Genomic DNA, 20,577 nt, shown 5'->3' with positions numbered 1-20,577 from the left:
CGACGCACTCGCAGACCAGTACTCGCACGACCGACTCCGGGGGCCGTATGACCAGCCCGTCGTCTCAGCCGCTGCTGCGCGACGTCATCGACATCCCGCAGCGGTCGTCGGACAGCGACTTCGTCCTCAAGCTCACCGAGGGTGTGGCCGACGCGGCCGCGACGATGCGCGACTACGTGCTGACCGACCGGCTGGTGCACAACTTCGACGAGGCGCTCGGGCTGATCGCGCAGGCGGTGGGCACCGGCGCGTCCAAGGGCGTCTACCTGCACGGCTCGTTCGGCTCCGGCAAGTCGCACTTCATGGCGGTGCTGCACGCGCTGCTGCGCGGCGAGCCCGCCGCGCGGGCGCTCGACGACCTGGCCGCCGTGCTCGGCAAGCACGACGGCGACCTGGCCGGCAAGAAGTTCCTGCTCGTCCCGTTCCACATGCTGGGCGCGAAGTCGATCGAGCAGCGGGTCCTCGGGGGCTACGCCGACCGCCTGCGCGCGCTGCACCCCGAGGCGCCGATCCCGGCGGTGCACCGGGTCGAGGCGTTACTCGACGAGGCCCGCGGCCTGCGGGCGAAGGTCGGCGACGCGGCCTTCCTCACGGAACTGAACCGCGCAGGCTCGGGCGGAGGCCAGGAGGCCGAGGAGGACGAGTGGGGCGACGACGCCTCCTGGACGGCCGCCGAGCTGGACGCGGCCCTGGCCCCGACCGGCGCGGACGCGGCGGCACGGCGCCGGCTCACCTCCGACCTGCTCTCGACCTGGTTCCCGAACACCTACCGTGACCTGCGCGAGGACGCCGAGGGCTTCATCTCCCTCGACCAGGGCCTGAGCGAGATCGCCCGGCACGCGAAGGACCTGGGCTACGACGCGGTCGTCCTGTTCCTCGACGAGCTGATCCTCTGGCTCGCGAACAACATGGGTGACCAGGCGTTCGTCTCCCGGGAGGTCCAGAAGGTCACGAACTTCGTCGAGGGTGGGCTCGGCGCCCGGGCCATCCCGGTCGTCAGCTTCATCGCCCGGCAGCGTGACCTGCGGGAACTGGTCGGCGAGTCGATCGCCGGCGACGTCCGGCTGAGCTTCCTCGACGTGCTCACGCTGGCCGACGGCCGGTTCGACAAGATCGTCCTGGAGGACCGGAACCTGCCGCTGATCGCCAACCGGCGGCTGCTGCGCGCGAAGGACACCGCCGCGGCGGCCCGGATCGAGAAGGCGTTCGAGACGACGGCGAAGGTCCGCGCCGAGGTGTGGGACACGATGCTCGGCGGCGGGGCCCAGCTCGGCGCCGACCGGGACGCGTTCAGGCTCTCCTACCCGTTCAGCCCGGCGTTCATGGACACGCTCGTCCACGTCTCCTCCGCCCTGCAGCGCAACCGGACCGCGCTCAAGCTCATGCGCCAGCTGCTCGTCGCGCAGCGGGACGAGCTGCGCCTGGGCCAGGTCATCCCGCTGGGCGATCTGTGGGACGTCATCACCCGGGGCGGGGACGCCCCGTTCACCGACGTGCTCAAGGTCGAGTTCGAGGCGGCGCAGCGGCTCTACAACCGCAAGCTGCGCCCCTACCTGCTCGACGCAGAAGGCCTCGACGAGGACGTCCTCGCCCGGGTGCGCCGCGGCCAGGCGACCGGCGCCGCCGTCGACGGGGAGCTGGCCGTCAAGGTCCGCCGGTTCACCGCCGACGACCGGCTGGTCAAGACGCTGCTGCTCTCCGCGCTGGCGCCGAGCGTGCCGGCGCTGCGCAACCTGACGCCGCGGCGGCTCTCCGCGCTCAACCACGGCAGCATCACGAGCCCGATCCCGGGCGGCGAGGCCGGCGTCGTCGGGAAGAAGGTCGAGCGCTGGGCCGGCCAGTTCGGCGAGGTCAAGTTCCTGCCGGTCGAGGGCGGCGATCCGGGCGTCGGCCTGGAGCTGGTCGACGTCGAGATCGACGGCATCCTCAGCCAGACGATCGCCTACGACGGCGGCGGCAACCGCCGCGCTCTGGTCAGGAGGCTGCTCGGCGAGGAGCTGGGCGTCACCGTCACCGACGACGCCTACGGCGACCGCCTCGACCTGGTGTGGCGGGGCTCCAGGCGCTCCGCCGAGGTCGTCTTCGGCTCGCTGCGCGGCTCGGAGCTGCGTGACGACCAGCTGGAACCGGCCGATCCGGAGTCGTGGCGGCTGGTGATCGACTATCCGTTCGACGACGCCGGCCGGCCGCCGGTGGACGCGCGGGCCCGGGTCGAACGGCTGCGTGGCGGTGGGACGCCGCACCGGACGGTCTGCTGGATCCCGGCGGACCTGACCGCCGCCCGGCTCGCCGATCTCGGGATGCTCGTCCGGCTCGACCACCTGCTCAACCGGAACCGGTTCGACAGCCACGCCCAGCACCTGAGCGCCGACGACCGGCAGCGCGCCCGGGGCGTGCTGAAGAGCCGGTACGACGCGCTGCTGACGAAGACCCGCACCCTGCTGCGCATGGCCTATGGGCTGGCGAAGCGCGAGGAGCAGGACGTCACCGACTACTCGGACTGGCTGCGTGCCCTGTGGCCGGGGCTCACCCCGACGCTGGCCTTCGGGGCGACGTTCCGGGAAGCCGCGCGGCGGCTCGCCGGGGATCTGCTGGCCGACCAGTTCCCCGGCCACCCCGACCTCGACCCCGACCAGACCGGCCAGCCCGCCAGGCCGGCCGATTTCAAGCTCGTCCTCTCCTACGTGGCGAAGGCGGCCGAGGCCGACGGCAACTCCGTCGAGGTCATCCGCAGCGACCGGCTGCCGATGCGGCGGATCGCGCCGGCGCTCGGCCTCGGGACCATGCACGAGGCGCGTTTCGAACTCGGCCGGGAGTGGGTCGACCACTTCACCCGGAAGGCGGCGCAGGCCGCGGCCGGCGGCTCCGGTAGCACCGGCGGCTCCGGCGGTGCGGACGGCGAGCTGCGGGTGGCCGACCTGCTGACGTGGATCGACGAGCCGAAGCCCCGCGGCCTGGACAGCCCGGTCGCGGCGCTGATCGTCAACGCGTTCGCCGAGCAGACCGACCGCGCCTGGTACAGGTACGGCGGGATCCTGCCCGCCCCGCCCGAGCTGACGGCCGGGATCAAGGACATGACGCTGCGCGAGCAGCCACTACCGGCTCCCGAGGACTGGACTGCCGCCTGCCAGCGGGCTCAGGTCCTCTTCGGGGTGCAGCCGCCGCCGCTGCGGCGCGGCCGGCTGATCCGCACGTTCGCCGAGGAGCTGACGAAGAAGGCCCGGGAGCACTTCACCGCGACACGGGACCTGGTGACCGCGCTGGAGGCACACGCCTCCGATCTCGGTCTCGATCCACGGACCGGGTGTGCCCTCGAGCCCGCCGGAGCCACCACGGGACGCCTTCGGACCGCCCGGGCCGCCCACGACCTCGTCACGGCCCTGGACGGGCCGAAGGCCGGCACGGAGATCGTCGTGCGGCTGGCGCATGCCGATCTCGCGGGTCCGGCGGAGCGGCTCGCGCTCAGCATCAGCCGCGCCGCGGCCGTCGCCGGCGCCGTCACGTCCGCCCCGTGGGGTGAGATGTTCGGCATGATCGCCACCCTGCAGGAGCCCTACCGGACGGAGGCCCAGGAGATCCTCGGGCGCGTCCGGAAGGCGGGCGCCGCCGACGAGCTGACGACCCCGCTCGCCGGCGTGTTGAGCAACGCCCGGGCCGACGCGACCCAGCTCATGCGCCGGGCCGTCAGCGCGCCACACGTCGAACCGCGTCGCTCCGACCCCACTCCGCAGCCGGAGGTGAAATCGCAGACCGGAAAGCCGTCGGAGGTGATCGGCGGGAACGGCACGGCGGATCCCGGGCAGGGAACCAGTCCCCCGGCCCAGCGGCAGTGGCGCGTGCGGCCCGCCGAGCTGGACCGGGCCTTCGCCGCCGTCCGTGAATACGTCGGTGACCAGCCCGGCGAGATCGAGATCATCTGGCGCCCGGCACGGTGAGCGTGCTGTCACCCGCGGCCGGGCCGGTGGGCTCCGGCACACCGGCGCCGCTGGTCACGAGCGCGATGCTGGTCAACCGGGTCACCCGGCTGCTGCGCGGGCCGGCCGGCGCCGGCGAGCGGGCACGGATCCTGCTGGCGCGGATCCTGCTGGTGCGGGCGCAGCCCGAGTGGCCCGGTCCCAGCGAGCTGCTGGTCGGCGGTCGGCCGATCCGGGTGATCGCCTGCGTCTCCCCGCTCGGTGTGCTCGAGGAGATCGCGCGCTGGGGACGGGAGCCGGTGCCCGAGGGCTGGCTCGTGCTGCTCACCGACGCCGACGAGGAGACCCTGGGCGACACCGTGCTCGCTCAGGTCCACCGCCAGCGAGTCGACGTGATCGAGCCGTGGAACGCGGTCCTGGAGGACTTCGGCGCCGCCCAGCTCGACCCGCGGCTGCACGCCCACGCCTACCGGTGGATGGCGCAGGCGCTGCTGGAGGCACGCCCGGCGGCTGGCTGGCCGCGCCGGCCAGGCGGTGTCCTCAGCCTCGAGGACGCGCTGGCGGAGCTGACCGCCGTCCGGCTCGGCCTGACCGAGCTGGGCCTCGGTGCCGCCGACCTGGACATCGCCACGCTGCTGCGCTGGACGACGGTTCCCGGGGCGACCGAGGCGTTCCGCCGGCTCGGCGACGACGAGCGCGCCGGCATCACCGCGTTCCTGCGGGAGCGAACCGGGCACGCGGGGCGCGCGTTGACGACGCTGGTCGCCGCCGGCAACGGCGAACGCTCGCTGGCCCTCGGCCTGGTCTGCGACTGCCTGTGGCCCGGGAGGGACGGCCGCCGCGCCGGCCTGGAAGCCGCGGCCGTCGAACGGGCGAAGGGCCGGGTGGAACGCTACTTCGGCGACACCCAGCTCGACGACCAGACCATGCGCCGGTTCGCCGACGCGGTCCGTGAGGCCGTCCGCACCGGGATGAACACGCCGGACGACCTGGCAGGGCTACTGGACACCGCCGACCGGCTGCTCGACGAGCTCGACGCGCGGGCCGCCGGCGCGACCAGCGACATCCTGCGGGCCGGGTTCGACGACCGGCTGTCCGCTGTCGCCACGACACTGCGCGGTTTTCTGGCTGCCGCCGACTCCGGCGTACACCACACGTTCCTGCAGAGCTCGGCCCGCGAGGTCGCGTCCGCCGTCGACGCCCTGCGGGCGCATCTGCTCGCCGGCCCTGAGGCCGGGCAGGTCGAGCGGGCCGAGATGGCGGCCCGTGTCGCCGGCTGGCTCGCCGGCCGGCCGGTGGACGGCCCCGGCACGCTCGCCGCCGCGCTCGACGGCTATCTCGACGACGCGGCCTGGGCCGACGTGGCACTCGGGCAGCTGGCCGTCGGCGACCCGTCGCCCACCGTCGGCGCCGTCTACGGCGACCTGTACCGGGCCGCGCTCCGGCGGCGGCATGCCCTCGACGCCCGGTTCGCCCGGCTGCTTGCGGACTGGACGACGACCGGCCGCCTGCCGAGCGAGGCCGAGGGCGCGCCGCTGGGCATCGAGGAGGTCCTCGACCGCGTGGTGGCCCCCGTCGTCACGGCCCGGGGCAAGGCCCTGCTCGTCGTGCTCGACGGGATGAGCGCCGCCGTCGCCATCCAGCTCGCCGCCGCACTGCGCCGCGAGCGGTGGGAGGAATGCGACCCGCTCGGCGACAGCGCGAGCGGCGCCGCCCGGCGGCGGACCGCGCTGGCCGTCCTGCCGACCGTGACGGACAGGTCGCGTGCCTCGCTGCTCGCCGGGCGCCTCCTCACAGGCGACAAGGCGAAGGAGAAGAGCGAGTTCGAGGCTCACCCGCGCTGGCGGCGGCGCGCGGTCCGGCTGTTCCACCACGCCGACCTCGACGGCACGCCGGGCTCCGCGCTCGACCGGGAGCTCGGCGACGAGCTGACCTCGAACACCCCGCTCGTCGCCGTCGTCATCAACACCATCGACGACCTGCTGGACTCCGGCCGGCAGCGCGACGACGGCGGCTGGAGCCTCGCCGACGTCGGCAAGCTGCGCACCATCCTGCGCTACGCGCGGACCGCGGGCCGGGCCGTGATCCTCACCAGCGACCACGGCCACGTTCTCGACCACGGCGCGTCGGCACTGGCTGCCGAGGACGCCATCTCGGCTCGGCACCGCATCCCGGTTGACGGTGTCTCCCCGGATGTTCGTGACGGCGAGGTCGCACTCACCGGGTCGCGGGTGCTCGTGCCCGGCGAGCGGATCGTCGCGCTCTGGGACCCGGAGCTGCACTACCGGGGCCGCAAGGGCGGCTACCACGGCGGCGCGTCGGCCGCGGAGGTGACCGTGCCCGTGCTGGCGTTCCTGCCGTTCCGCCTGTCGGCGGCGTCGACGAGCCGCGATGTGCCGGCGGGCTGGCGGCTGCTGCCCGACCAGCGGCCCCGCTGGTGGTCACTGGAGCAGCAGGACCTGCTCGGTGGGCTCGGCGGCGGCGACACCGTGCTCGTCGGTCGGCGCCCTGCCGACGCCGCTCCCGTCGTCGCGCCGGCGGCGCAGCCGCGCAGGCGGCCCAGGGCGGCCGAGGCGCAGGCCGGCCCCGCGCTGTTCGACCTGCCGGAGGAGGCGGCGCCGGCCGCGTCGCCGGCCATGTCGCCGGCCGCGTCGCCAGTGCCAGCCGAGGCCGCGCCGGCGACGGGCGTCGACGTGCTCGTCGCCGCGCTGCTGGCCAGCGAGCTGTTCCCATCCCAGCTCAGCGGCCTGGCCCGGCGGGTGCCGGTCGAGAAGGTCGAGGCGGCGGTGCGAGCGCTGCTCGACGCGGGTGGCACGCTGGCGACCACCGTCGTCGCCGACCGGGCCGGGGAGTTGCCGCATCGGGCCGCCGGCTTCGCCGTCAACCTGCAACGCGTCTTCAACGTCGACAACTACCCGGTGCTGGAGCCGCTCGACGACGGGCACACGTTGCGGCTCAACGTGGACCTGTTGCGCCAGCAGTTCGGGCTGCCCGCGTGACCGGCGCCGCCGTCAGCGCCGCGCGGCGGCGCGACGTCCTGGACGCGCTGCGGCGTGGGGCGGTGCCGGCCGCGGGGCTGGATCTGCTGGCCGTGGGGCTGGCCAGGTTCGAGCGTTCCGTGGCCGAGGACCTGGCCGCGGTCGCGTCGGGCGGGTCGGTGTTCAAGGCGGTGCGGGGCGAGTACGGCTCGGGGAAGACGTTCTTCACCCGGTGGCTGGCCGAGCGGGCGAAGCGGGCGGGGCTGGCGACGGCCGAGGTGCAGATCTCGGAGAACGAGACGCCGCTGCACAAGCTGGAAACGGTCTACCGGCGGCTCACCGAGCGGCTCGCCACGTCGACGTTCCCGCCGAGCGCGCTGCGCAACGTCGTCGACGGCTGGTTCTACGCGCTGGAGGAGGACGTCCTCGCCGCCGACGACATGGCAGGCGACGACCCGGCCGCGTTGGAGAAGGCAGTGGGCGAGCTGTTCGACCGGCGGCTGCTCGACGTCGGTCGGACAGCGCCGGCGTTCGCCGCCGCGCTGCGCGGTTACCGGTCCGCGCTCGTCGCCGGTGACGAGGCGACCGCGTCGGCGCTGCTTGCCTGGCTCGGCGGGCAGCCGCACGTCGCCGCCAGTGCCCGCCGGGCCGGCGGTGTCCGTGGCGACCTGGACCATTTCGGGGCACTGGGCTTCCTGCAGGGGCTGCTCGTCGTGCTGCGCGACAGCGGGTACAAGGGACTGCTCGTCGTGTTGGACGAGGTCGAGACGCTGCAGCGGGTCCGGTCCGACGCGCGCGACAAGGCGCTGAACTCGCTGCGCCAGCTCATTGACGAGGTGCAGGGCGGCCGGTTCCCCGGGCTGCACCTCGTGATCACGGGAACACCCGCGTTCTACGAGGGGCCGCAGGGGGTGCAGCGGCTCGCGCCGCTCGCGCAGCGGCTGGCGACCGACTTCTCGACCGACTCAAGGTTCGACAATCCGCGGGCGGTGCAGCTCCGGCTCACCGGCTTCACCGAGGCGTCGCTCGTCGAGCTCGGCGGGCGGGTCCGGGGGCTGTTCGTCGGTGGCGCCTCGCCCGAGGCCGCGGCCCGCATCGAAAGGCTGGTCGATGACGCATACCTCGCCGAGCTGGCCGGCGCGGTCGCGGGCCGGCTCGGCGGCAAGGTCGGCGTCGCGCCACGGCTGTTCCTGAAGAAGCTCGTCGCCGACGTTCTCGACCGCGTCGACCAGCACGCAGACTTCGACCCGCGCCGGGACTACCCGCTGACTCTCAACACGGCCGAGATGACGGATCTGGAACGCAACCTCGCGGGACGGGCCGCCTCGTCCGCCGACGACATCGACCTGGACCTGTAATGGCGGACCGGCCGGACCCGGCATCGTCGGAAACGGCCCTGTCGGACGCCGCGCCGCCGGACGCCGCACCGTCGGACGCGCCGGACCTGCTGCATCCGGTGGTGCTGCACCACATCGTGAACTCGTTGCAGTGGCCCGGGTTGCGGCCGTTGCAGGAGGCCGCGGTGGCGCCGCTGCTCGGCGGGTCGGATGCGTTGCTGCTGGCACCGACGGCCGGGGGGAAGACCGAAGCGGTGATGTTCCCGACGCTGTCACGGATGGCGTTCGAGAACTGGCAGGGCACGTCCGTTCTCTACGTCTGTCCGCTCAAGGCGCTGCTGAACAACCTGGCTCCCCGGCTGGAGACGTACGCCGGCTGGCTCGGGCGCCAGGCTGCCGTCTGGCACGGGGACGTGACGACCAGCAGGCGGGAGCGGATCCGCCGCGAACGGCCGGACGTCCTGCTCACCACGCCCGAGTCACTCGAAGCGATGCTGGTCAGCGTCCGCACCGACCATCGCGGCTTCTTCGCCGGCGTACGGACTGTGATCGTCGACGAGGTGCACGTCTTCGCCGGCGACGACCGGGGCTGGCACCTGCTGGCCGTGCTGGAACGGTTGCGACGGATCATCACCGCCGAAGCGGCCGACTCAGGCGCGGAGCGGCCCGAGCTGCAGGTCGTGGGCCTGTCCGCGACCGTCGGTAACCCGGCCGACCTGCTCCACTGGCTCCAGGGCTCCGGCGTCGGCCGCCGGCCCGGACTTGTGGTCGCGCCCGACCTGCCATTCGCGACCGGCACGTCGGTCACGACCGGCACGTCAGGCGCGACCGCGTCGGCGGCCGGTCCGCCGCCGGGCGAGATCGAGCTTGACTACGTTGGCTCGGTGCCGAACGCGGCGAAGATACTCGCCACGCTGCACCCAGGAGAGAAACGGCTCGTCTTCTGCGACTCGAAGCAGCTCGTCGAACAGCTCGGCAGCGAACTGCGCGCCCGCGGCGTGACCACGTTCCTCTCGCACGCGTCCCTGTCGGTTGACGAGCGGCGCCGCTCCGAGGAGGCGTTCGCCCAGGCCCGCGACTGCGTGATCGTCGCGACCAGCACGCTGGAACTGGGCATCGACGTCGGCGACCTCGACCGCGTGATCCAGTTGAACGCCCCCGGCTCGGTCGCGTCGTTCCTCCAACGCCTCGGCCGGACCGGGCGCCGGCCAGGAACCGTCCGCAACTGCCTGTTCCTGACCCTCACCGAGGACGCGCTCGTCCAGGCCGCCGGTCTGCTGCTGCTGTGGGGACGAGGCTGGGTCGAACCGGTCGTCGCCCCACCCGAGCCACGGCACATCGTCGCCCAGCAACTGCTCGCCTACTGCCTGCAGGAGAACAAGGTCGGTGACCGGCTCTGGGCCGACGAATGGAATGGCCTCGCGCCCTTCGACCGGTCCGCCGAACCGATCGTCCGTCACCTCGTCCGCCTGGGATTCCTCGACTCCGACGGCGGCATGCTGTTCGTCGGCCCGGAAGCCGAACGCCGCTTCGGCCACCGGCACTTCTCCGAGCTGACCGCCGTCTTCACCGCGGCACCCGAGTTCACCGTCCTCTCCGGCCGCACCGAGATCGGCCGCACCGACCCGATGCTCCTGTGCGACCCGGTCGAAGGCCCACGGCTGCTCCTGCTCGCCGGCCGCAGCTGGCGTGTCACCCACACCGACTGGAAACGCCGCCGCTGCTTCGTCGAACCCGCCGACGGCGGGGGCCGCGCCCGCTGGACCAGCACCCTGCCCCCACTGTCCTTCACCATGGTCAGAGCCATACGCGAAGTCCTTCTCGGAGCCGACCCCCAGGTCGCCATGACCAAACGCGCCGCCGCCCGCCTGACCGAGATCCGTGAGAAGCACACCGACCTCGTTCACCCCGCCGGCACCGTGATCGTGCGCGAGTCGGAAGCCGACGTCCGCTGGTGGACCTGGGCCGGCCACCTCGCCAACCGCACCCTCACCGCCTCCCTCGGCGACCTCGCCGACCCCCGCCAGAACCCCGACGAAGCATTCATCCGGCTACGTTCTGACCTGACCCCAGCCATGTGGAAGACCGCCGTTCCGGATCTGGAAAAGCGGCTCTGTCTGCCCCATGTGGACGAGCAGGCCCTTGCTGGTCTGAAGTTCAACGCGGCCCTGCCCCCACGCCTGGCCGAAGCCACCCTCGCCACCCGCCTGGCCGACCTGTCCAGCGCGAAGGCGGTTCTCGCCGAACCGGTCCGGTGGTACACCAGCCGGCGGGATTCGTAGTACGCGCCCGGCGCCGGTGGCGGCGATCCCGCCACCGGCGCCGGGATGCGTCAGCCGGTTGCCGCGGCCGCTGGGGGCGGATCCGTCTGCGGCGGTGGTGGCTCCGTCGTCGGCGCGGGTTGTGGCGGTGGCGGCGTGCTCTCTGGCTCCGGTTCCGGTTCCGGCCGGTCTCCTCCCGGTGGCGGAGTGGTCGGATCCGGGATGATCGGATCGGGCGGCGGAGTGGTCGGATCATCGCCCGGGACCGGATCGGGCGGCGGGGTGGTCGGGTCGTCGCCCGGGACCGGATCCGGCGGCGGATCGTCTGTCGGGTCCCCCGGTGGTGGCGATATTGAGTCGCCGTCTTCTGGCAGGGCGACCTCGTCCTGGGCTGACGAGCTGCCGGCCGCGTTGCTCGCTTCGAGGCCGATCCCGTAGGTCCCTCCTGGTTCGCCGTTGACGGTGTAGGAGGTCCCCGGGTCGGGGGTGAAGCCGCCGTCGCCATCCGCGCCCTGCGGGCTCGGGTAGGTGTGCGAGATGTAGTAGCCGTCGACAGGCGTGTTGGACGGAAGGACCCAGGTCCAGGTGATCTGGAGGCCGATGACCGACCGGGTGATGACGACCGGGTCGGGCACGGTGCAGCCCATCCCGGTGACCGGGTCCGAGGTCGCGGTGCCGCCCGGCCCGGTCGCCGTCACCGTGACGTCGAACAGGCGGCAGTCGGTGGTGCGGAAGCCGATCTGGTTGGCCTGCTCCTGCGCGCTGTAGCTGCCGTCGTCACCGCCGGCGGCCGTGTAGGACCACGAGTAGGTGATCGACCCGTCTGTCACCGGGTCCTTGACGGCGATGCTGAAGCCGAAGCCGTCGGGGGGGTTTTTCACGAGCACCGGTCTGTCGACGGGGCACAGGCCCGCGGCCTGCGGGTCGAGCGTCTGCGGGTCGAGCGTCTGCGGGTCGAGCGTCTGCGGGGAGGCTGCGGTGGCGGTGCCGTCGGCGGCGTAGGCGGTGAGGGTCACCGTGAACGGCGCGCAGTCGGGCGGTGGGATGACATCGAACGTCGTGTCCGACATCGGGGTCACCTCGACGTCCGCCAGGTCGGCGGTGAGACCGAACCGGGCCGTCTGGGCGCCGGCACCGGTGCCGGCCTGGGCTTCGACGCGCCAGCGGTCCACGGCGGGGGTCACCGTCATCGTCGGGACGGGTGGCGCCCCCGACTCGGTGATCGTGATCTGCTGGCTGGCCCGGCTGGTGTTGCCGGCCTCGTCGGTCACGGTGACCGACACGACGAACGTGGCGCCGGGATCGGCGGCCTCGTAGGTGTGGGTGGCGCTCGCCGCGGCCCCCGGCCCGCCGGTGCGGACCCCGTCGCCGAAGTCGAAGGAGTAGCCGGCGACGGGGGACGCACCGGCGGTGGAGGCGGAGGCGTCCGCACTGATCTGCAGTGGAGCCTCGCCGCTGGCCGGCGTCACCGCCAGCCGCGCGACCAGCAGGTCCGTCGGTACCGGGTCGGTCGGCGCCACTCCGGGCGGGAGCTCGACGCTGCCCTCGACGGGTGGCGTGCCGGTGCGGTCGACGGTGAGGTACACGGCGGGGGTGGCGTGCCGGCCGTCGGCGAGGGTGGCGTGCGCGACGACCAGATACTCGCCGAGCCGGGACCAGGCATGGCTGGTCTGCCCGCCGCTGCCGGTCGTCCCATCGCCGAACGACCAGGTCGCGCCGGCGACCCGGGTTCCGTCCCGGGCGGCGAGGCGCAGGGTCACCGGTTGGCCGATCCGCGCCCGGGCCGCCGACACCTGGATCGTGACCTCGGGATCGTCGACCGCGACGGCGTCCGGTGCCGTCTTCGTCCGGGTGATCGGCGGGGCTGCCGCGGTGTCCGGCAACGGGGCCGCTTCGGACCGCGCACCGTCGGCGCCGTCACCGGCGCCTCCACCGTCGCTGTTGTCTCCGCTGCCGGCGCCGTTGGTGAGGCCGGCGCCCGGCCGGTCCGGGTTGTACTTCTCGACGACCCGCGTACTGCCGTCGAGGCGGATCGCACCGGCCCGGAAGCTGGACGGGTCGTTGAAGAACACGAACGGGCCCTGCACGACCAGTTCGAACCGGGTGCCCGCCGGCAGCACCTCCGGCCGGCCGACGACCCGGCGCTGGCCGATGTCGACGACGATGACCCGCCCGTCGGTGAAGTCGGGGAGGAACAACCGGCCCGCGACCTCCCGCGGCTCGCCGAGGTCATGGCCGGCCGCGGCGAGGTCGACGACGGTGTCGCAACGTCCCGTCGTCAGATCGCTGATCACCAGCGTCCCGCGCTGACCGCTGACCGCGTACACCTCGGGCCTGCCCTGGCCGCCGCCGACGACGACCGACCTGTCGGCGGGCGCCGTCTCCAGGCAGGCGCCGGCACCGGGCTCGCCGCCGTCGCCGAGTGTCCGCACGGTGCGCGCGGTCGGATCGACGACGGTGAGCCGCCCACCGGCCAGGACCAGCCGGCCGCCGGCCGTGACACCGGCGGATGCCCGGGCCTTCCCGCCACGGTCGTCGAGCCGGACGACATCACCGCTGCCGCGGTCGATCAGCCACAGCCGGCCGGCGGCGTCGGTGACCGCACCGCCCGACCCGGCCCGCGCCGCGACGGACTGCAGCCCCCGTGCCTGCAGCGTGCCCGGGTCAGCCGTCGTGACCAGCCCCGACTCCTTGTCGACGACGAAGGTGGCGCCGCTGGTCGGGAACACCCGCAGCCGCCGCTGGCCCGTGCCGAACCGCACCGGGTCGGTGGGTTCGAACGTCGCCCCGTCGACCCGCAGCACGCTGCCCGCCGTGCTGTTGACGATGTAGGCGTCCGGCCCTGACTGCGTGGACGTCAGTTCTCCGCTGCCGACGGCGACCCTCGTCACCACCTGGGACGACGCGCCGTCGACGAGCGCTGCCTGGCCGGTCGCGGACGACACCAGCCAGGCCGCGCCGTTCTCGACGGCGAGCAGCCGCCCCGGCACCCCGCCGGCCTGGCCGACGAGCACCACCACCCCGCCGGCGAGCAACGCCACCGCGACCGTCAGCCGCAGCAGGTTCGCCGGCCGCACACTCGCTTGCGCCCTCGGTCGCACGCCGGCTCGGGCCCTCGGCCGGGCCCTGACTCGCCCTGCCGCCGCCAGTCTCAGGCTCCGCATGATCACCGTCGTCTCGTTGCCGCGTGTGCTGTGTGGGCCGGTGGACGGACCGTGCCGGGGGAAGATCTCCGCTGTGTTGCCGGGGACGATGCCGACCTGCCGGAGCGGGACAGCAGCGGCCGGGGGTCGAAGGCCGCCCGAATCCGTGTGCCGTGCCCACGCCAGCGGCGGTCAGGTCGACGTCCGAGATCGCGGATGGTGAGGTCGGCCAGCTGCCAGGCCTGGCGGGCGTCGTCCTCGCCCGGCTCGGCCGCGGCGAACAGCGCCCTGGTGACCAGTGGCGCCAGCGAGCCGAGATGGTGCGCCGCCGGGGCGCAGTCGGGCAGCGCACCGGCGCGGGCCGCGGCCTCCCGTGGGGTGAGCGCGGCGGCGCCGGTCAGACCGTGCTCGGCGAGCCGGTCGCCGACCTCCCGCCAGGCGGCTTCGGTCCGGGTGGTCGGGGTGCCGACGCGGCGCCGTCGCCGGCGGCGGCGGCGCTTCTCCGCCGGAACCAGCGCGAGCAGGAGCAGCGCCATCGCGGCGACCGCCGCCGGGTAGCGGAGCCACGCCCACCTCCGGCCGGTTCCCGGCCCGCCCCGGGTGGACGCGCCGGCCGGGTCGAGCTGGGGAACGACGACGGGGGTGACCACGTCCACGCTCCACTCCTGCTGGCTGGTGTCACCGGTGATCGGGCGGTCGACCGGCGGTAGGGCGAGCCCGAGCCGGCTGATGTCGGTGGGTTCGAACGGAACCCAGCCGAGCCCCTCCAGCGCGACCTCCGGCCAGGCATGGGCCTGCCGGGTCGTCACGTGGAACACCCCGTGGCCGTCGCTGGACTGCTGGTCCAACAGGTAGCCGACCGCGACCCGGGTCGGGAACCCCTGGGTGCGGGCGAGGACGGCGAACGCGGCGGCGTGCTGCTCGGCATACCCGCGGCTGTCCGCGTCCACGTCCACGTCGGTGCCGGTGTCTGTGCCCGTCGGACTGCCCCCGGCCCCGAGGAACCGGGCGATGACGCCGTAGGAGTGGCCCGGACGGGCGTCGCCGTCGTAGGGGAAGCGTCGCGGATCACGCAGGTACCGCTCCAGCGCGACGAGCTTGTCGTAGGGCGTCGCCGCCGCGCCCGTCACCTCGTCGGCGATCTGGGTCAACTCGGGGGCGAGCCCGGGCGGCAGCGCCATCACGTGGTCCGTCGCGGGTCCGACCGCCGCGCGGGCGAGGCGGAGATCCTCCGCGCCGGGGGTGGAGACCTCGGCGCGGAGCTGGTAACCATCCCCCGCGCGGGGGATGGACGTCGCCGCGACAGCACCCGATCCGGCCTGGACGGAGACCTCCCGCCCATGCAGCGCGACCGGCACACCGACCGCCGGCAGCAGCGTCTGGCCCCACGACTCGAAGGACACATCCAGGCCCACCCGAGTGGTGGGGGCCGTCACGGCCGGGCCGTCCTGGGGCAGCGTGCCGCCCGCGCGCAGGAAGAGTCCGTCGTCGACCCAGGTCGCCCCGTCGAAGTCGCCGAGCGCGGCGATCCGTAGCCGGTCGACGGGCAGCCGTCCGCCGGTGGCGGACAGGCTTGCGGTGAACAGCGACCGCGGCGGGTTCGCCCGCAGCTGGACCTGGACCTGGGCCAGCGGGTCGAGCAACGACACCGCCTCGACCGGTGGCGTCCGGTGCTCCCGCGGGTCGAACCGCTGGTCGCCGTCGGCGAGTGGGAGAACGCTCGCGCCCACGGTGGCGACCACGGCAGCGCCGGCGACCAGGGGCAGCCCGAACGTCGACCAGCCGGTGCCCGCGCCCGCGCTCGTTCCGTCGGCCTGGGACGTCCTGAACAGCACCAGCACGAGGGCGGTGAAGGTGAAGCAGCCGGTGAGCGGCACCTGCGAACGTCCACCGGCGGCCGTGACGACCAGGGTGGCGACCTGAGCGAGCACCGTCGGCAGGAGCGGGAGCAGCACCGACTCGGTGCGGCCGGCGAGTACGACGGCGGCGAACGTGGCCGCCCACAGCAGCAGGCTCGGGACGAGCAGCAGCTCGCCGGTCGGGTCCGCCGGCAGGCCGACGGTGAGCAGATCCGCCCAGCTTTCGCGCAGTGCGCCGGCGAACGCCGCCGGGCCGGCACCACCGAACAGCACGGCCAGCGCATACACCAGCCAGCCGCCGGCGGCGGCCGGCACGATCAGGTCGATCTTCCGGAGCCGGCTGGACGTCGCCGCCGCCAGCACACCGGCCAGCAGCACCGCACCGCCGAGCGACAGCAGGAAGCCGGTGCCCGCGAAGAAGCCGCGGTAGGCCACCGCCACCTGCACCATCAACAGAACGATCACCGCGGCCTGCACGCGATGGTGCCCCCGCACCGTCCCAGCCGATGCCGCCGGCACCACGGGCACGCCATCGGATTCGGGTGCGCCGCGCATGGGCGTGGTGGGCGTGGGCGTGCGCTGGCGCGAGGTGGCCTTCGAGGGGACGTCCGCGCCGGTGACCGGAAGCGGCGGGGGCAGTCGCAGGGTGGCCTCGTCGGAGATGTCCTCCAGGGGTGGGCCGGTCACCGGGCCACCTGTGTGTTCCACGCGGCCACGAAGTCCTCGCTGGTGCGCACGTTGAGCACCAGGGCGCCCCGCACCACCGGACCGGGTCGTCCCGGCACCGCACCGACCTGGATGAGGCTCACCATCGCGAACCGCGGGCGGACCGTCGACACCACGGCGCCTGCCACCGAGGAGGTCTGACCGGTCACGACTCCGAGGACCACCCCGCTGTCGCGGGGCACCATCCCGGTCAGTGTCGTCAGGCCCGGGTCGCCCGCGTCGGTCTCGACGCCGGCGAGCAGGTCGAGGACCGCCATCGACGCGGCCTCGCCGCGTTCCGCGACCGCGCGCAGGCCACCGGTGGTGCGCACCTCGATGGGGAAGCCGTGCGTCACCGCGGCGGCGGCCAGCGAGGCGGCGATGCGCACCGCGTCCTCGAAGCAGCCGTCCCGGAAGCGGGGTCCGTCAGAGTAGGGCGCGGCGCTGGTGTCGAGCACGACCAGCATCCGCGGCTCCCGCGGCACCACGTTGTGGCGGACCATGAGGGTGCCGGTCCGCGCGGTCGAGCGCCAGTGGACGAGCCGCAGGTCGTCGCCGCGAACGTAGTCGCGCAGGCCGTGGAAGGCCACCCCGCCGGGTGCGGCGGCGGCCGTCGTCGGCCCGTCCAGGTCCGGCGAGCCGCCGGTCGGCAGGGGCACGACCGGCAGCAGCTTCGGGTACACCCGCAGCACCGAGCGGGACGGGAACCCCCGCCGCACATGCATCAGCCGCAGCGGATCAGCGTGCCCGAGGGTCAGCGGCCCCACCTCGAACACCCCGCGCCGCGTCGTCGGCAGCGGGTACTCGGCCTGCTGGCGGCCTCCCGGTGGCAGGCTCGCCACCGCGATCCCGACCCGCTGCCCGCCCACGGACTCGCCGGCGACGATCGGCGGCGATCGCCGCCGCGCCGTGTTGGTCACCACCAGGACGCCACGTGCCACCTCGCCCTCGGCAACCCGGTCCGGACGGATCTCCCGCTCGATGGTGACGTCGGGCCGGGCGAGCATCCAGCCGGCGGCCGCGACCACGACCGCCGCCGCGCCCAGGCCGAGAACGACCAGCTCCGGGTAGTCGAGCAGGATCCCGGAGACGACGAGCACCCCCGCAGCCACGATCATCGTGGCGCCGGATCTCGTGATCAACGGCTGGCCAACCGCTGGTTCGGAACCGGGATCGAGGCGATCGCCTCGCCCAGCAGATCGGCCGCGCGCAGGCCCGACATCTCGGCCTCGGGGCGCAGCAGCACCCGATGCGCGAGCACGTACGGCGCCAGCTCCTTGATGTCGTCCGGGGTCGCGTAGGTGCGGCCGTCGGCGGCCGCGTGCGCCTGCGCGGCGGCGGCGAGCGCCAGCGCGCCCCGGGTGCTCACCCCGAGACGCACCTCAGGTCGGTGCCGGGTCGCGGCGGCGAGGGTCACGATGTACCCCAGCAGCTGGGTGGACAGATGCACCCGGCGGGCGATCCCGATCATGCGCTCGAGGTCGGCGATGGTCAGCACGGGCGGCACGGTGGCGGCGGACTGGCCGCTGCGGCGGTTCGCCAGCACCTCCACCTCGGCAGCGTGGTCGGGGTAGCCGATCGTCAGCCGCATCATGAACCGGTCGATCTGTGCCTCGGGAAGGTCGTACGTCCCGCCGTGCTCGACCGGGTTCTGGGTGGCCACGACGACGAACGGGCGCGGCACCGGGACCGGCTCGCCATCCACCGTGACCTGCTGTTCCTCCATCACCTCCAGCAATGCCGACTGCGTCTTCGGCGAGGCACGGTTCACCTCGTCGGCCAGGATGACGTTGCCGAACACCGGGCCCGGCTGGAACTCGAACGCACTCGCCCCGGCGTTCCACACCTGCACGCCGGTGACGTCGGTGGGCAGCAGGTCCGGCGTGAACTGGATGCGTCGCATCGTGCCGGCGATCGAGTTCGCCACCGCCTTCGCGAGCGACGTCTTGCCCGTCCCGGGGACGTCGTCGATCAGCACGTGGCCCTCGGCCGCCATGCACACGGCGACGAGCCGCACGATCTCGGTCTTGCCCCGGATCAGCGTCTCCACGTTGCGGACGAGCGCCGCGCCGCGTTCGGCGAACCAGGCCGCCTCGCTCGCGTCCAGCAGAGATTCCGTCATTGGTTTTCCCCCCCGAATCGAACGCGGCGGACGTCGTCCCGCCGCTGCGCACCATCACCAGGCCAGAGCCGTCATCCAGCCAGAGCCGTCATCAGGTCAGAGCCAGCACCATGGCCACCAGCAGGCAGAGCGCGCCCAGGAGCACCACCGCGACGACCGCCGTCCGGTACCCGAACCTGCGGTACTCGGCGTCGGATCCGGTGCGGATCACGACCCGCGGTTCATCGCCGACAACCTGCTGCAGCACGGACGGAGCCCGGACCGCACCGCCCGGCTGCGCGAGCGCTCGCGGTACCGGCGGCGACAGCGACCGTGGTGCTGTCGGTAGCCGTGGTGCTGTCGGTAGCCGTGGTGTTGTCGGTGGCGGTGATGTTGTCGGTGGCCGTGGTGGCCGTGGGGTTGTCGGCGGCCGTGGTGGCTGTGGTGGTGCGGGCGGCTCGATGCGGTTCGCCAGAGCTGTGCGCTCCGGGTCCTCCGGCATCTGCGTGATCGCGCCGACGTCCAGGAATGCGCCGGAGCCGTGGGCCGGGACCCGGAGCGTGATCTCCTCGCCGGCCGCGAGAGCGCGGATATCGTCATCGAGGTCCAGGACCAGGCCCGCGCGCTCCAGCCAGCCCGGGCCGAGCGACTCGTAGGTGGCGCGAGCCAGCGCGGCAGAGAAGTCCCGCGCTGTCCGGTACCGGTCGTCGGGGCGCTTCTCCAGCGCCCGCAGCACGACGGCACCGAGTGGTGCGGGTGACCCGTGCAGAGGTGGCGGCGGCGCACCCAGATGGCTGCGACGGAGCCCCTCGAACGACTGCGCCTCCGTCGGCGACGCCCGGAACGGCGGCCGGCCGGCGAGCAGTTCGTAGAGAATCACGCCAAGCGCGTACAGATCGGTGAACGGGCCCAGCCGCCCGGCCAGGAACTGTTCCGGTGCCATGTACCGCGGGGTGCCGACTGCCGTTGTGGTCTGCAGGGCGGAGCCCGTGTATTCCCGGGCGATCCCGAAATCGGCGACCTTCAGCCGCCCGCTTTTCGTGAACAGCACGTTCGCCGGCTTTACATCCCGATGCAGCACGCCCCGCTCGTGGGCATAGCCGAGCGCCGCCGCGGTGGCCAGGCCGATCGCACACACCTGCTCCGTGGACAGCCCACGCATGGCCCGCGCGCGCAGCGTGCCACCGTCGAGCAGCTCCATGACGATCAGCGCGAGGCCGTCCCGCCGGATGTAGTCATACACCCGCACGACATGCGGATGGTCAAGCCTGGCGAGAGTGAGCGCCTCCGTTTCGGCATTGTCGGCAGCGCCATCCAACCCGTGCACAATTTTGATGGCTACTTCCCGGCGCAGCCTGTCCTGGCCTGATAAAACCACACCGAAAGCTCCATGGCCGATCTCTCCGCGGATCTCATATCCCGGCAATGCAGCCATGAGCAGGTCACGCTTGCCGGTCAAGAAGTCGCCCCCCCAGGCAAAGTGCAGTGCGCCGCGGCCGGAAGGCCCACGGAAGCCGAGCACTCCACTATCGCAGAACACCCCGTGCCAGATGTTCCATAGCGCGTCTGTTGACAGGATGAAGGTTCGCGTTACTGGCCAGGTGGGCGCCGGAGGGTCGGTGCGCCGGCCCTCCGGCGCCGGCTGACCTCGCGCTGGCCCCTGCGGTACCGTCCGATTCGCGTCGTCGACCAGATACCAGATCCGTCCGTCGGTGGTCACTCGAACTACCAGTGCTCCAGGTGATGCCCCTTGAAGATCGCGGTGCGGAGAGTTCCCTTCAGGCGGCGCTGGCGATCCGGGAGGCCCCGGGAACGTGGTGTGGATCTGATGGCGTCGAAGGCACGACACAGATTGTTCGGGACCACACCTGGCCGCCGGGAAATCTCCTCGATCGGAACATCTTCAGCCCGATGCAACCGGTGGTTCTCCCCCCATCCTCGGCCTTCAGTACCCCTCCCGGTCCAGTTCGTGACGCGACGCACTGTCACCGACGACTGGATGATCCTGCCCGCCGACGGCTCCCGGGCTTTTGAGCTCCACTTCTCGCTACCGGCGCTGCTGGAAGACTGGCTTCTTTATGACGAGCGCGCGGTGGGGCAGCGTGCCCGCGGCATCAAGGCCGACTTGCCGTCCTCGATCTCGCTGTTTCGAGATGGCCGCCTCATCCGGTTGAACTATCAACGACCACATCGCGGGTGACGGCAGCAGTTGATCTGTCAGTCGGTGCGGGGCACGAACAGGTTGGCCTGGTGCGGAGCGTCTTCGCTGGTCAGAGGCT

Annotated in this window: 10 protein-coding genes; 5 read left to right on the top strand and 5 right to left on the bottom strand. The window is 73.2% G+C overall.

The features are described 5' to 3' along the window. Nucleotides 1-47 precede the first annotated feature (47 nt). From E0504_RS39195 to E0504_RS39180, 4 genes are read left to right on the top strand one after another with little or no spacing between them, the layout of a single operon-like run. Nucleotides 48-3,935 carry a phage resistance protein gene (locus E0504_RS39195; protein WP_131626881.1) on the top strand — a complete coding sequence of 1,296 codons (3,888 nt, stop codon included), beginning with the start codon at nucleotides 48-50 and terminating at the stop codon, nucleotides 3,933-3,935. Beyond that, nucleotides 3,932-6,913, top strand: a complete 2,982-nt coding sequence (pglZ, locus tag E0504_RS39190) for a BREX-2 system phosphatase PglZ (protein WP_112106786.1) — start codon at nucleotides 3,932-3,934, stop codon at nucleotides 6,911-6,913. The genes E0504_RS39195 and pglZ overlap by 4 nt, the downstream gene beginning before the upstream one ends. Continuing rightward, on the top strand, nucleotides 6,910-8,250 hold the full coding sequence (gene brxD, locus E0504_RS39185) for a BREX system ATP-binding protein BrxD (protein WP_112106785.1): 1,341 nt from the start codon (nucleotides 6,910-6,912) through the stop codon (nucleotides 8,248-8,250). The genes pglZ and brxD overlap by 4 nt, the downstream gene beginning before the upstream one ends. Then, nucleotides 8,250-10,511 carry a DEAD/DEAH box helicase gene (locus E0504_RS39180; RefSeq protein ID WP_235014082.1) on the top strand — a complete coding sequence of 754 codons (2,262 nt, stop codon included), beginning with the start codon at nucleotides 8,250-8,252 and terminating at the stop codon, nucleotides 10,509-10,511. The genes brxD and E0504_RS39180 overlap by 1 nt, the downstream gene beginning before the upstream one ends. Nucleotides 10,512-10,561: 50 nt before the next feature. Here the strand turns inward: E0504_RS39180 and E0504_RS39175 are convergent, their stop codons facing one another. The 5 genes from E0504_RS39175 to E0504_RS39155 all read right to left on the bottom strand — a co-directional run bounded on the left by E0504_RS39175 (nucleotide 10,562) and on the right by E0504_RS39155 (nucleotide 19,757). Beyond that, entirely contained in the window at nucleotides 10,562-13,567 is a 3,006-nt protein-coding gene (locus tag E0504_RS39175) for a PKD domain-containing protein (RefSeq protein WP_131626880.1), read from the bottom strand. 89 nt (nucleotides 13,568-13,656) lie between these two features. After that, complete coding sequence (locus tag E0504_RS39170; RefSeq protein ID WP_131626879.1) at nucleotides 13,657-16,179, bottom strand: transglutaminase domain-containing protein; 2,523 nt, start codon at nucleotides 16,177-16,179, stop codon at nucleotides 13,657-13,659. Further along, nucleotides 16,176-17,339, bottom strand: a complete 1,164-nt coding sequence (locus E0504_RS39165) for a DUF58 domain-containing protein (protein WP_235014081.1) — start codon at nucleotides 17,337-17,339, stop codon at nucleotides 16,176-16,178. Before E0504_RS39165 ends, E0504_RS39170 begins: the two co-directional genes overlap by 4 nt. Continuing rightward, on the bottom strand, nucleotides 17,336-18,319 hold the full coding sequence (locus tag E0504_RS39160; protein ID WP_112106781.1) for a MoxR family ATPase: 984 nt from the start codon (nucleotides 18,317-18,319) through the stop codon (nucleotides 17,336-17,338). Before E0504_RS39160 ends, E0504_RS39165 begins: the two co-directional genes overlap by 4 nt. Before the next feature lie 91 nt (nucleotides 18,320-18,410). After that, nucleotides 18,411-19,757 carry a serine/threonine-protein kinase gene (locus E0504_RS39155; protein ID WP_131626878.1) on the bottom strand — a complete coding sequence of 449 codons (1,347 nt, stop codon included), beginning with the start codon at nucleotides 19,755-19,757 and terminating at the stop codon, nucleotides 18,411-18,413. Nucleotides 19,758-20,267: 510 nt separating this feature from the next. Between E0504_RS39155 and E0504_RS39150 the strand changes: the two genes are divergently transcribed. Next, complete coding sequence (locus E0504_RS39150; RefSeq protein ID WP_131626877.1) at nucleotides 20,268-20,498, top strand: hypothetical protein; 231 nt, start codon at nucleotides 20,268-20,270, stop codon at nucleotides 20,496-20,498. Nucleotides 20,499-20,577 lie beyond the last annotated feature (79 nt).

The organism is Parafrankia sp. BMG5.11, from assembly GCF_004337455.1.
The sequence above is the reverse complement of the archived record's forward strand: the minus strand, read 5'-3'. Positions and strand labels throughout refer to the sequence as shown.